Below are 12,062 nucleotides of genomic sequence, written 5' to 3'. Positions count from 1 at the left end.
CCATGCCCCCACTCAACGCATCAATTCATTCCAAAACCGCGGCCCCAACCGCGCCATCTGTTGGATGAACTGGCCCACATTGCGGTACGGACGATGCGGAAAACGTCGCTTGCGCAGCCAGTACTCCACAGTGAAAAACCCACCGACGATGCCGTAATTCAGCACATTGGCGAACAGCGACCATTGTTCGTCGGTGACCGAGAGGGCAGGCGTATGCCCGAACTGGTGCAGCACGCCGCTGGGCACTGCGCACAACGCCAGCAGCAGATTCAACAGCCCCAGCACCGTCAGCATCACTGCCCAGGCCACCGTCAGCTGGCGGGTGTAGACGTACAACTCCGGAGTCATCGGCATGGACGCCTGCGCATACAGGCCCTCCACGATGCGCGTGATGAGAGGCACCCGGCCGCTGTGCAAAGTGCGTCCGAACAGCCACGCCACTAGCGCGATGAACACCACCGGCGGCGCCAGCAGCGGCATCAGCGCATAGCGCGACTGCGAGACCCACCACAGGCCCAACAAGCACAGGCCCAGTAGCGACAACGCCCACACACGGCGCTTGAGCAACGGCTCCAGCAACAGCAGCAACACGATGTCGGCCAGGGCCAGCGCCGCCCAGCCGCCATCGCCACGGGCGCTGGCCAGGTGGGCGAGTACCGGATAGGCCAGGGCCAGCAACACCCGCAGCCCCATCAGCAGCCCTCCGGAAACCTCCGGAGCGACGGGCGCGGGGTCAAGCGACCTTATTGGTTTCGACATGCGCCGACAGTGCGCGCAGCGACGCGAAGATGCGACGGTTCTCGTCGCTGTCCGAACGCAATTGGAAACCGTATTTCTTGCTGATCGCCAGCGCCAGCTCGAGCGCGTCGATCGAATCCAGACCCAGGCCGGTGTTGAACAGCGGCGCCTCCGGATCGATCGCGCCGGCCTCGACATCCTCCAGGTTCAGGCTTTCGACCAGCAGATCGGCGAGTTCGCGCTCGGCGGCGGTTTGCGTGGGCATCCAGTGACTTCCGTAAGTGACAGGGGCGACACGATCCGGCATCCGTGCCCGCTTGGCAACCGGCGGCGGCGATGGTCACCCGCAAAGCCCGAGTTATCATGCTCGCCTGTTCTTCAACGAACGACGTATATGGTTCAGCCAGGATGACCCAAGCCGACCCTGCAAGCGCACAGCCCCGTCCGGATCCGCCGGTCGCGGCATCGTCGGCCCCGGTCCCTGCAGCCGTCGATGTCCTGGTGATCGGCGGCGGACCCGCCGGCACCACCGCCGCGACCCTGCTCGCCCGTAAGGGCTGGCAAGTGGTTTTGCTGGAAAAAGGCGTGCACCCGCGTTTCCACATCGGCGAATCGCTGTTGCCCATGAACCTGCCGATCCTGCAGCGTCTGGGCGTGCTGGAGCAGGTGAAGGAAATCGGTGTATTCAAGCCGGGGGCCGATTTCCCTCTGCAGGACAATGCCAACAGCATCAATGTGTTCAGGTTCGAGCGCGCGCTCAACCCGGTTTTCCCGCACGCCTACCAGGTCAAGCGCGAGGAATTCGACCACCTGCTGTTCCAGAACGCGCTGGACAACGGTGTGGACGCGCGCATGCAGGTGACGGTGGAGAAGGTGGAGTTTGGCGCCGATGGTCGTCCGGCCACAGTGCAGGCGCGCACGGCCGAAGGCGAAACGCTGGCGTTCGCGCCACGTTACCTGGTCGATGCCAGCGGCCGCGACACTTTCATGGGCGGCAAGCTGAAACTGAAAAAGAAGAACGCCCTGCACCAGTCGGCGGCCATCTTCAGCCACTTCCGCGGCGTGACCCGCCGCGAAGGCGCCGATGCGGGCAACATCACCGTCGAACGCTTCCCGCATGGCTGGATGTGGCTGATCCCGCTGCGCGGCGACGTGATGAGCGTGGGCGCGGTGTGTTTCCCCGAATACCTGAAACAACGTCGGGGCGACAACGAATCCTTCCTGATGCAGACGCTCGAAGCGACGCCCTCGGTGTGGTCGCGCATGCAGCAGGCCGAGCGCATAGCGCCCGTTCACGTCACCGGCAACTATTCCTACACTTGCGCGCAGATGACCGGACCGGGCTGGGTGATGGTGGGCGACGCCTATGCCTTCATCGATCCGGTGTTTTCCTCGGGCGTCTATTTGGGCATGAACAGCGGCGAGCACGCCGCCAGCGTGGTCGACGGCGCGTTGCGCGATCCGACCAGCGAGGCGGCGTTGCAACAGGCCATGGAAAAACGCTTGAAGCGGGGCCTGAAGCACTTCTCGTGGTTCATCTACCGCTTCACCACGCCGGTGATGCAGCGGCTGTTCGCCAACCCGCGCAACGATTTCCAGATCGAACAGGCGGTGATCTCGATGCTGGCCGGCGACGTGTTCGACAATCGCCCGGTGCTGCGGCGACTGCGCCTGTTCCGCCTGATCTACGCCTTCAACGCGCTGCAGCTGGCGCCACGTGCGTTCCAGGGCTGGCTGCGGCGCAAGCGGCAGGTGCGCGAAAGTTTCGGCGGGGACACCCTGCAGGAAGGCAATCCGTGAGCCGACCGATGACCTCCATGCCTGCCACGACCCCGCACGCACGGTTGGACGTGGACTACGTGGCCGCCGATTCGCCCGCCGCGTTGCTGGCCGGCGACGACGTGCTCGCCGTACTGGGTTTCGGCAACGATGCGCCGTACAGCGACGATCCGCGCTACCTGCGCATACCGCTGCAGCCGCACGGCGCCGCGCCGTTCGAGGTGTGGCGCGCCAACGCCCCGGTCACCTGCGGCCGCGACGGCGACATCGCCTGGTCCACCGACGGACAGCTGCTGTTCGGCGCGATCGAGATAGACGAGAGCGTGATCGGCATCGAGGCCGCGGCCGAGATCGCTTACGCGCAACTGATCGATTTCGTACGCCGCAGCGATACTCCGCAACTGCTGCGCATCTGGAATTACCTGGACGCCATCACCTTGGGCGACGGCGATGCGGAACGCTACCGCCAGTTCTGCGTCGGGCGCGCGCGCGGCATGGGCGACTTCGACGCCTCGCGCCTGCCCGCCGCCACCGCGATCGGCCGCTGCGACGACGAGCGCACCATCCAGATCTACTGGCTGGCCGCGCGCGAAGCCGGCACCCCGGTGGAGAATCCGCGCCAGGTCAGCGCTTATCGCTATCCGCGCGAGTACGGCCGGCAATCGCCCAGTTTCGCCCGCGCCATGCTGCCGCCGCCGGGCGGGACGATGCCGCTGCTGCTGTCGGGCACGGCCAGCGTGGTCGGGCACGCTTCGCAGCACGTGGGCGAACTGCTGGCGCAGATCGAGGAGACCTTCGCCAATTTCGATGCGTTGCTGAGCGCGGCACGCTTGCGCGCACCGTCGCTGCCGGCGCAGTTCGGATCCGGCACGCGGTTGAAGGTGTACGTGCGCGACCGCGCCGACCTGCCGGTGGTGGCGCAGGCGCTCGACCAGCGTTTCGGCGACCGGGTGCCGCGGCTGCTGCTGCACGCGGCGATCTGCCGGCGCGAACTCAGCATGGAAATCGACGGCGTGCACGGCTAGGTAGGTCGGGGCTACGCCCCCGACGCACGGATATCCGGATTCTTCGCGTCGGGGGCGTAGCCCCGACCTACAGGCCCAGTCCTGCGCGTGCCAAACATCACGCCGTCGGCCACATAGTGCCGACCCACAACAGCGTCAAAGCAGCTTGAGCAGCTCCGCGCGCGGCAACTTTCCGGTTTCGCTGCGCGGCAGCGCCGGCACCCGCTTCAACGGCCGCGGCAGGAACACCGGATCGATGCTCTCGCGCAGGGCCGCCAGAATCGCGGCCTCTTCCAGATCGGGCGCGACCACCAATGCGGCCACGCGTGCCACGCCACGGTCGCCGGCGGCGTCCAGTTGCAGCATCACCCCGTCGACCACACCGGGAATGGCGAGCAGGCGTCGGGTCAGATCGCCCAGCGAGGCGCGCTTGCCGGCGATTTCCAGCAGGTCGGCCTGGCGGCCCCGCAGATGGAAACGGCCGTCGCTCTCCAGTTCCACCAGATCGGCCAGCGCCACCGGCAACGGCAAATGGGCGGCGTAGATCAGGGTGCCGTCGGGCTTGGGATGCACGTGCACGCCGGGCAACGGCGTCCACGCGGCTTCGCGGGCGGTACGGCGGCGCGCGATGACGCAGGTCTCGGTGGAACCGAACACCTCCCGCACCTCGCAGCCGAAGCGCGCCTCGGCCGCCGCCGCCAGTTCCTGCGAAAGCGGCGCGGTGGCCGAAACGATTCCGCACAACGGCGGCAACTCCACGCCGGATTCGACTAGCGCGCGCAAATGCACGGGCGTGGTGGCCAGCAATCGCGGCTCCGGCGTTTCCGCCAGCACGCGCGACACGTCTTCGGGGAAGAAGGGGCGTCCGGTATGCAATCCAGCCGGCCCCAGCAAGGGCAACAGCACCGACAGCTCCATACCGTACATATGCTGCGGCGGCACGGTGGCCACCACATGGGGCATCGCATATCCCTGCCACAGGCTTTCCAATGCGGCACGGTTTTGCCCGGTGCTGGCGCGGAAGGCGGACCAGGTCTTGGGGTTTGGCTTGGGCGAGCCGGTACTGCCCGAAGTGAAGCCGATGGCCACGACCGCCGCCTCATCGATCATCGGGACGTCTCCCTGTAACTCCGGCAGCAGCTCCGGCAGGGTCCAGTGGTCCGACGGCACCGCCGCCAGCAATCCGTCGCCCAGGCTGTAGCTTTCCGGGTATTGCGCCAGCACGTCGGTCACCACTTCCGGCGCGCGCGAAGGCGGCATCAGCGTGACCTGCCCGCGCAGCGCGACTGCGCAGAAGGCGACCAGGAACCGGTAGCGGTCTTCGCACAGATTCACCGCATGCTGTCCCGCCGGCAGGATCGCCGCGACCCCGCGCACTTGGGCCAGGAACGTCTCCAGATCCATACGCTGCCGGCCGTCCAGGGCGACGGTGCGATCCCCGTTGCCCACGACCAGCGGTTGCCGCGCGGCCGATCCGATGGGAGTTTTGACGACTGCCGACATGGTGCTGCGATCTCCTGGTGACGGTACGGCTTCCCTGGACGCGCTTGGCCCCGTTTGCGTGCGCATCGATCAACGACAGGTGGCCGATTGTGGAGGAAATTCTTGGCCGAAGGAATTGCGCGCGCGGGCCGGGCATGACCACTGGCCGGGTCGTCCACCCCAAGCTCGTCTAACCTAGGGCGGCTGGTAACCTTGCGGATTCGCGTATGCCATGGAAAACCTTATGCGCCCCCGCCTGAACGCCCTGCTGCTCGCCCTTCCCCTCGCCTTCGCCGGCACCACCGCCGCGCAGGACGCCCCGGCCCTGACCATCGAACAGGTCATGGCCGACCCCGACTGGATCGGGCCACCGGTGGAGGCCGCCTGGTGGGCGTGGGACGGCAAGCAGGTGCAGTACCAGCTCAAGCGCCAGGACAGCCCCATCCGCGATACGTTCCAGCAATCCGTCTCCGGCGCCGCCGCACAACGCGTGGGCGATAGCGAACGCGACACCCTGGATGCGGACAATCCCGTCTACGACCCGCAGCGCCAACGCATGGCGTTCGTGCGCAACGGCGACGTGTTCGTGCGCGATCTGCGCAACGGCGCACTGACCCAGCTGACGCGCAGCAACGATGACGACACGCAACCGCAGTTCGCCGCCGATGGCGGGGTGATCTGGCGCGTGGCCAACCAGTGGTATCGGTGGAACCAGGGCACAGGCGTGACCCAGGCGGCCATCGTCAAGGCCGAAAAAGACCCCAATGCCAAGCCCAAGCCGGATGCGCTGCGGGAACAGCAGTTGCGCACCATCGAGACCCTGGCCCGCGACAAGGCCCAGCGCGATGCTCTGCAGGCGCAGAACGAAAGCTGGCGCAAAGCCGACCCCAGTCGCGCCCCGGCGCCGGTCTATCTGGGCGATGAAGTGCAGATCATGGAAAGCGCGCTGTCGCCCGATGCGCGCTGGCTGCTGGTGGTAACCCAGAAGAAAGGCGCCGATGCCGGGCAGGCCGGCAAACTGCCGCGCTACGTGACCGAATCGGGCTATGAGGAATTCCAGGAGGTGCGCACTCGAGTCGGCCGCAACGCGCCGCTGCCGCAGGCGCTGTGGCTGGTGGATCTGGCGAACGCGAGCGCGCGTGAACTGAAGTTCGATGTCTTGCCTGGCATCGCCGACGATCCGCTGGCGGCATTGCGCAAAGCCGCAGGCAAGGACCCGTTGAAAGGCAACCGCGACGTGCAGGTGGCGACCAGCGGCGACAACGGCGACGGCGCCACCCTCCGCTGGAGCGCTGATGGTCGCAACGTCGCGGTGATGGTGCGCGCCATCGACAACAAGGATCGCTGGATCGCCAGCGTGGACCTGGCCAGCGGCAAGCTGCAGCCGCGCCACCGCCTGACCGACCCGGCATGGATCAACTGGGGCTTCAACGATTTCGGCTGGCTCGACGACAACCGCACCTTGTGGTTCCTGTCCGAACAGACGGGCTATTCGCATCTGTACACGCAGCGCGACGCCGACAAACCCAAACAACTCACCTCGGGCCACTGGGAAGTTTCATCGCCGGTTCCGGCCACCGATGGCGGCTTCTTTTTCCTGTGCAACCGCAAGAAACCCGGCGCCTACGAGATCTGCCGCGTCGACGGCGGCAAGGTGCGCGAGCTGACCGCGTTGGGCGGAGTCGAGGATTTCACCCTCTCCCCGGACGGATCGAAACTGCTGCTGCATCGCTCCGGCAGCTATCTGCCGTCGCAACTCGCCGTCGTCGACAGCAAGGGCGGCGATGCGAAGACCCTGACCGATACGCGCACCCCCGCGTTCAAATCGCGCGCCTGGATCGAACCGGAGTTCGTGCAGGTGCCTTCGCAGCACGGCGCCGGCAAGGTGTGGGCGAAGTATTACGGGCCGGTGACGCTGGATCCGGCTAAACGCTATCCGATCGTGATGTTCGTGCATGGCGCCGGCTACCTGCAGAACGTGCACGAACGCTACCCCGCTTATTTCCGCGAGCAGATGTTCCACAACCTGCTGGTGCAGCGCGGCTATATCGTTCTGGACATGGACTACCGCGGCAGCGAAGGCTACGGCCGCGACTGGCGCGCCGCGATCTACCGCAACATGGGCCATCCAGAACTCGACGACTACCTCGATGGGCTGGACTGGCTGGTGACCAACAAGCAAGGCGACCGCGACCGCGCCGGCATCTACGGCGGCTCTTACGGCGGCTTCATGACCTTCATGGCGCTATTCCGCGAACCCGGCAAATTCAAGGCCGGCGCGGCGCTGCGTCCGGTGGTGGACTGGACCCAGTACAACCACGAATACACCAGCAACATCCTCAACACGCCCGAACTGGACCCGGAGGCCTACCGCAAATCCTCCCCCATCGAATACGCGGCGGGCCTGCAGGACCACCTGCTCATCGCTCACGGCATGATCGACGACAACGTGTTCTTCCGCGATTCGGTGGTGCTCACCCAGAAACTGATAGAACTGCACAAGGACAATTGGGAAATCGCGCCCTATCCGCTGGAGCGCCACAGCTTCACCCGCGCCGATTCCTGGCTGGACGAATACAAACGCGTGCTCAAGCTGTTCGAGGAAAACCTGAAATGAGCCTGCCTGACATGAACCTGCCGCCGCCCATTCCGCACCTCGCGCGCCCGGTCAACAGCTTCGTGACCGTGCTGGCCTGGATCTCGATCGCGCTGGCGTTGCTTGGCGTGCTGTATGGCCTGGTGCAGACGGTGATGGGACTGGTGATGCCGCAGGACTATTACCTGCGCATGCTCAATCCGTATGGCGGCGAGCTCCCGCAGTTGCCGCCGCTGATGCATTGGATCTACACCCACACCCTGCTGATGGGCCTGCTGATGACGGTGCTGTCGGCGATCTTCCTATGGGTGTCCTGGGGCGTGCTGAAGCGGAAGGAATGGGGCAGGGTCGGATTCATCGCGGTGCTGGTGCTCGGCGCGCTGTGGCAGTTCGCCTGCGTGCTGGCCATCCCACAGTTCACCGAAGGCATGCTGGCCATCCAGGCCGGTGCGCTTCCGCAGGGCCAGACCCTGCCGCCGGAGTTCGAGACCTTCATGACCGCGGCGATGCTAATGGGCGGCCTGGTGGCCGTGGTGTTCGCCGCCCTGCACGCCTGGATCATCTGGAAACTATGCACGCCGGCGGTGCGCGCCGAGTTCGATCGTCGATAACAGCGCCTAATCGATCCACAGAAGGAACTTCAATGACCTCTCTTGCACTCATCATCAAACACAAGACCCAGCCCGGAAAACGGGATGAAGTCAGGAAAGTATGGGAACGGCACATGGCGCCGGCGGTTTCGGCCAATCCCGGCCATCTCGCCTATTTCTATTGCTTCGATAATGCCGACCCGGATGCGATCGTGGCGTTTCAGCAGTACGCCAGCGCCGAGGCGGCTGGCGAATTCCTGAAGACGGACAGCTACGCTGCCTATCTGCAGGAAGTCGAGCCGCTGCTGTCCGGTCCGCCGCAAGTCACGACGCTGACCCCGATGTGGTCGAAAGACGTCTGACGCTTCATTCGGGTCGCCGGCCCAAATCGAGCAGCTGGCGCCTGGCGATCATGGATAATGTCGCGCTGTCCCCACGTTAGTTACGGAGTGCTCCATGCCAAACGGAATTGGAAGGCTCGGCCTGCTGGCCGCGCTATTGCTTGTCGCCGACCATGCCTATGCCGCGAAACTCGCATGCGGCGTCTATCAGGATCAGAAGAATGAGGACTCCCGGCTGCTGATCGAGAGCGACTCGCAGGCACGGCAACTGTCGGCCGGCAGCGCGCCGCGCCGCTTCGAGTACCGCCGCACCGGCGCCGAATTGCAGATGGCGGACCTGGAGGCGGGCTATATCTCCAAGTACAAGGTCGACGCCGACAACCGCATTAGCGACGACCTTGGTTTCCACGAGTATGTGCTGTCCGAATCCGCGGCCTGCGCGCCCTTGCTGCCCGCGGCAGCCGCCGGCACCTGCCGCGCCGATCTGCCGCAGTGCCTGGACAACGCCTACGGCGCCGACGAAACCACCCTGCAGCGATGGTGCGAGACGGAAGCCCTGCCCTTCGCCTGCGACAAATTGATCGATCTGTATCAGACGCAGGCCAAGGCGTCGGGGCCGACCGAACCGGAGATCGAAAAGCCGCCCGTCTGCCAGGAAGGCACGCCGACTTTCTCGGAGGAAGGATGCGTGGCCGCGGCCAAGGAAATCCTGGGCGAGCAGATCGCCAAGAGTTTGGTCGGCGCGCTCGGCTCGATGTACGCCGATGCTGCGGTGTTGCCTGCTCCGCGCCTGGATCAGAGCATCGCCATGTGCAACCGTACCCGCTCGGCGGTGGTCTGCAACAACGCCGCCGGAAAATTGTGGGGCGCCGGCCGCTACCTGCAGGCGCGCAGCGCCTTGCAGACCGCATGCAGCGAAGGCGGCGACCCGGACGCCTGCAAGAAGGCCGAACCGCTGCTCGGCTTGAGCGATCAGGATCAGCGCTTCGTGTCGGCTACGCAGCTGCCCTGCGGCGACTATGCGGCCGCTACCGGCCTGATGTCGGAACTGAAGTTCGGCGACCGCGGCATGGTCGAAGCCGGCCTGGGCGGCCGCATGCGCGCGCGGCTGGAGAATGGTTTGGTGCGCATGCGCCACGACAAGGGCGGCGATTTCGTGTTCCGCGTGCTCGACGCACAACGCATGCTGGGCATCGACAGCTGGAACGAGTTCGCTCTGTACCAACGTCAGGGAGGCGCCGACCGCTGCAGCGCACCGGTGGCCTATGTCGAGAAGCCGCTGGAGCAGGACTGTCCGGCGATCATGCAAGAAGGCGGCGCCAAGGCCTGTTGCGATGCGGGCAAGCTGCAGGGCTGCAATGCCTTGGGCAACCAGCGTGCGCTGCAGGGCGACTGGACCGGCGCCAAGGTCTATTACCAGCAGGTCTGCGCGCAGGGCGTGCGCACCGGTTGCGAGAACCTGACCCAGGTGTACGCCAACGCCGGCGACGAATCGGTGATCGATTCGCTGGACCAGTTGTGCGACGCGGATCCCAAGCATGTCGCCTGCGACGTGCGCGAAACCAGCAACTGGGAAATGCTGGGAATGGCCCACGCTTTGCAGCAGTTGGGCGATTCGATGGAAGCGGAGTTGCCCACCGAAGACGGCGAAGACGGGAACAAACCCAACAAGGATTGACGCCAAGCAGTATCTGTTTAAGAGGCAATTCGAGCTACGCCCTCTCGCCGATGATTCTGGTCAAGGCAGCCGCGTCCACGCACCGCTAGAATGTGCGCATGAACGATATCGAAGACGTCCGCGACTATTTGACCGGCTTGCAGGACCGTATCTGCGGCGCCATCGAGACTGCCGATGGCGGTGCGCGCTTCGTGGAAGACAACTGGACGCGCGTCGAAGGCGGCGGCGGCCGCACGCGCATCCTGCGCGAGGGCACGGTGTTCGAGCAGGCTGGAGTGGGTTTCTCGGATGTTTCCGGAACCAAGCTTCCACCTTCCGCCAGCGCAGCCCGCCCGGAACTCGCTGGCGCGTCATGGCGCGCAGTCGGCGTCTCGCTGGTGTTCCACCCCCGCAATCCCTACCTGCCCACCACCCACGCCAACGTGCGCCACTTCCGCGCCGAGCGCGATGGCGAAACCGTGGCGTGGTGGTTCGGCGGCGGTTTCGACCTGACCCCGTTCTATCCGTTCGACGAGGACGTGCTGCATTGGCACCGCACCGCGCGCGCGCTGTGCGAACCGTTCGGCGGCGCCGAGCGCTACGGCGCGCACAAGCGCTGGTGCGACGACTACTTCTTCCTCAAGCACCGTAACGAGACGCGCGGCGTCGGCGGCTTGTTCTTCGATGATCTCGGCAGCGATTTCGAACGCGACTTCGCCTATCAGCGCGCGGTCGGCGATGGCTTCCTCGATGCCTACCTGCCCCTCGTCGAACGTCGCAAGGACACGCCCTATGGCGAACGCGAGCGCGAGTTCCAGCTGTATCGGCGCGGACGTTACGTGGAGTTCAACCTGGTCTACGACCGCGGCACCCTATTCGGCCTGCAAAGCGGCGGCCGCAGCGAAAGCATTCTGATGAGCCTGCCGCCCCGCGTGCGTTGGGAGTACGGATTCGTACCGGAGGACGGCAGCCCGGAATCGCGCTTGGCTGGCTACCTGCGCCCCCGGGACTGGCTGACCGAGCTCGGTTGACCTAATCCGTCCGGCCTTTCGTCACGATGGTGATGTGGCCGTTGGTCTCCAGTACCGCCGACTGAATGTCGTCGATGCCGATGCAACCGGCCTCGCGCAGCGCGCGGTCGAAATCCGCGCGACTGATCAGTTCCTTGCGCAACACCTCCTTGTAGACCTTGCCTTCGCGCGCCAGCAGCACCGGCGAGCCTTCGATCAGCGATTCCACTTTCGCACTGCGTGCCGATAGCAGGCCCACGGTCCAGTTGAGCGCGATCAGGGTCAGCGCCAGCAGCAAGCCGCCACCGACGGAGGTGTCCTGCCCCAGCAACGCGTTCTGCACCGCATTGCCCAGCAACACCACCAGCAGCATGTCGAACGGAGTGAACTGGCCCATGGTGCGTTTGCCGGAAGCGCGGATCATCACCAGCAGCACGAAATACACGATGCACGCGCGCAACACGAAAGACCACCAGGGCATGGCCAGGTCGAACATCTCTTCAAACACGTGCGGCATGGTCCGATTCCGATACGAGGATGCGCGCACAGTAGCGCAGAGCGCCGCGCGATCCGCAGATTGTCTTGCCGCAAATAAAAAGCCCCACCGACCAGGGGGGGGTCAGCGGGGCCAGGGAACTAGGCCTGGGGAGGGGCCTTCGTTCCGGAGATCACTCCAGGGGATGGGAGAGATCCAGTGACAGACCTTGCATCTGTCACGGGCTATATGACCAGACCGCGCATGGATAGTTCGTGAAGATTCCGGTTAAAAAACCGTAAGGTTTAAGACAGATTCAGTTTATTGAACTTGCCAGTACTGAATTAGAAACGCAAGCCTTCGCACAGGTATGAGCCGTAACTAGCGGCT

General features: G+C 65.2%; 11 protein-coding genes. 7 read left to right on the top strand and 4 right to left on the bottom strand.

The genetic code is table 11. The features are described from left to right. Positions 1 to 12: 12 nt before the first annotated feature. Positions 13 to 696 carry a ketosynthase gene (locus tag J2W94_RS11330; protein ID WP_310093728.1) on the bottom strand — a complete coding sequence of 228 codons (684 nt, stop codon included), beginning with the start codon at positions 694 to 696 and terminating at the stop codon, positions 13 to 15. Between the two features lie 37 nt (positions 697 to 733). Continuing rightward, on the bottom strand, positions 734 to 1,003 hold the full coding sequence (locus J2W94_RS11325) for a phosphopantetheine-binding protein (protein WP_310093276.1): 270 nt from the start codon (positions 1,001 to 1,003) through the stop codon (positions 734 to 736). Between the two features lie 143 nt (positions 1,004 to 1,146). On the opposite strand from J2W94_RS11325, the gene J2W94_RS11320 reads away from it, so the two are divergent. Further along, complete coding sequence (locus J2W94_RS11320) at positions 1,147 to 2,538, top strand: NAD(P)/FAD-dependent oxidoreductase (protein WP_310093274.1); 1,392 nt, start codon at positions 1,147 to 1,149, stop codon at positions 2,536 to 2,538. A gap of 8 nt (positions 2,539 to 2,546) precedes the next feature. Further along, positions 2,547 to 3,542 carry a pteridine-dependent deoxygenase gene (locus J2W94_RS11315; RefSeq protein WP_310093272.1) on the top strand — a complete coding sequence of 332 codons (996 nt, stop codon included), beginning with the start codon at positions 2,547 to 2,549 and terminating at the stop codon, positions 3,540 to 3,542. Positions 3,543 to 3,677: 135 nt separating this feature from the next. Here the strand turns inward: J2W94_RS11315 and J2W94_RS11310 are convergent, their stop codons facing one another. After that, complete coding sequence (locus tag J2W94_RS11310; RefSeq protein ID WP_310093270.1) at positions 3,678 to 5,024, bottom strand: AMP-binding protein; 1,347 nt, start codon at positions 5,022 to 5,024, stop codon at positions 3,678 to 3,680. Positions 5,025 to 5,247: 223 nt separating this feature from the next. Between J2W94_RS11310 and J2W94_RS11305 the strand changes: the two genes are divergently transcribed. The 5 genes from J2W94_RS11305 to hemF all read left to right on the top strand — a co-directional run bounded on the left by J2W94_RS11305 (position 5,248) and on the right by hemF (position 11,218). Then, entirely contained in the window at positions 5,248 to 7,620 is a 2,373-nt protein-coding gene (locus J2W94_RS11305; protein ID WP_310093268.1) for a S9 family peptidase, read from the top strand. Then, positions 7,617 to 8,210, top strand: a complete 594-nt coding sequence (locus J2W94_RS11300) for a hypothetical protein (protein WP_310093266.1) — start codon at positions 7,617 to 7,619, stop codon at positions 8,208 to 8,210. The genes J2W94_RS11305 and J2W94_RS11300 overlap by 4 nt, the downstream gene beginning before the upstream one ends. A 32-nt stretch (positions 8,211 to 8,242) precedes the next feature. After that, positions 8,243 to 8,551: a putative quinol monooxygenase gene (locus J2W94_RS11295; protein WP_310093263.1), complete on the top strand. Its 309-nt coding sequence runs from the start codon at positions 8,243 to 8,245 to the stop codon at positions 8,549 to 8,551. Between the two features lie 94 nt (positions 8,552 to 8,645). Continuing rightward, positions 8,646 to 10,208 (top strand): hypothetical protein, encoded by a 1,563-nt coding sequence (locus J2W94_RS11290; RefSeq protein WP_310093261.1) that lies wholly within the window; start codon positions 8,646 to 8,648, stop codon positions 10,206 to 10,208. A gap of 98 nt (positions 10,209 to 10,306) precedes the next feature. Next, positions 10,307 to 11,218, top strand: coding sequence for an oxygen-dependent coproporphyrinogen oxidase (hemF, locus tag J2W94_RS11285; RefSeq protein ID WP_310093258.1), 912 nt, complete (start codon positions 10,307 to 10,309; stop codon positions 11,216 to 11,218). A 1-nt stretch (position 11,219) separates the two neighbouring features. Here the strand turns inward: hemF and J2W94_RS11280 are convergent, their stop codons facing one another. After that, a complete protein-coding gene (locus tag J2W94_RS11280) occupies positions 11,220 to 11,714 on the bottom strand; it encodes a DUF421 domain-containing protein (protein WP_310093256.1) in 495 nt (164 codons plus the stop codon). Positions 11,715 to 12,062 lie beyond the last annotated feature (348 nt).

The sequence above is a fragment of the Pseudoxanthomonas sacheonensis genome (genome assembly GCF_031455975.1).
Classification (GTDB): Bacteria; Pseudomonadota; Gammaproteobacteria; order Xanthomonadales; family Xanthomonadaceae; genus Pseudoxanthomonas_A; species Pseudoxanthomonas_A sacheonensis_A.
This window is presented reverse-complemented; position numbering and strand designations above follow the sequence as displayed.